This is a genomic window from Kocuria atrinae C3-8 (assembly GCF_000286355.1).
Lineage (GTDB): Bacteria > Actinomycetota > Actinomycetes > Actinomycetales > Micrococcaceae > Kocuria > Kocuria atrinae_A.
Genome location: NZ_AJXN01000014.1, coordinates 1 through 1,228, shown reverse-complemented (window position 1 = coordinate 1,228; position 1,228 = coordinate 1). Strand labels below are relative to the sequence as shown.

Annotated in this window: 1 pseudogene; it reads right to left on the bottom strand. The window is 57.6% G+C overall.

The features are described from left to right. Nucleotides 1-8: 8 nt before the first annotated feature. A pseudogene (locus tag YO9_RS21840) lies at nt 9-1,103 on the bottom strand (IS30 family transposase). Between the last annotated feature and the right edge of the window lie 125 nt (nt 1,104-1,228).

Sequence of the window (1,228 nt, the reverse complement as noted above, 5' to 3'; positions counted from 1 at the left end):
TCAATGGGTCATTGCAACAGGTACTCTTCGAGGGTTTCGTATGGGGTGGCGAACTGCAAGCGTTTACGCGGTCTGCGGTTGAGTTCATCGGCTACGAGGTCGAGATCTAGTTGCGAGTAGACCGAGAGGTCAGTGCCTTTCGGGAAATACTGGCGTAGCAGCCCGTTCGTGTTCTCGTTGGTGGCTCGTTGCAGGGTGAATGCGGGTCGGCGAAGTAGATCTGCACCCCGGAATCGATGGTGATCTGTCGGTGCTTGGCCATTTCCTTGCCCTGATCCCAGGTCAAGGATCGTTGCAATGTTTCGGGTAGCTGGGCCAGCTTGGGCATCAGCCTGGCCAGGGAGGTGGGCCGGTCCAGGGTGGGGGCGAGTTTGACCAGGAACACGTAGTTGGAAAACCGCTCCACTACCGTGCCGATGGCCGATGTACCGTTCTTACCGACGATTAGGTCACCTTCCCAATGCCCTGGGACCTTCCGCTCCAGGCTTCCGCGGGTCGGTCCCAGATCGAAACCATTTCTTTCATTCGACCCCGCCGTGATTCCGGTTTGCGCTGGGGTCGACGATAGGTCCGCCCGGTACGTGTCAGGGCCCTGAGATCTCGTTTGAGCCGCCGCGGGCTTGGAGGTAGATCGTTCGGTAGATCGTTTCATGGCTCACGCGCATCCCTACCTCGTCGGGAAATAAACGCTGTAATCGTCCCACGATCTGTTCTGGAGAATACTTCTCGTCCAACCACCCCTGTACTACGGACAACAGCATGGGGTTGGTCAGGATCTTGAACGGTTTCGGTCGGCGCCGGGCGAGAAACGTTATCTGTTGGGCTAGGTTCGGGCGGTACTGGCGGGGCGTGGTGCGGTAGCCACCTCGTTTGAGTTCACGACTGATCGTGGACGGAGCCCGCCCCAACTGGGCAGCGATAGAGCGCATCGAATGACCATCGGTGAGCAGTTCCTTGATCCGCCACCGCTCTTGATAGCTAAGCACCCGGGTTGGGTTCTTCCACGCCTGCGGTCGGATCCCTCCCATCTCAGCGATGTAATGGTGGACAGTACGCGGTTTCAATCCCACCAGTGGGGCGATCTCATCGGCTATTAAACCCATCTCGCGAGCATCCCATACATCACGCGCGACTAGGGGAAACTTCACATAGAACGGCAACTTATCCCAGTACAGCTTCACAACACTCTCCACATCAATCAGGAAGTGTTGCAACCACCCTTAGAACC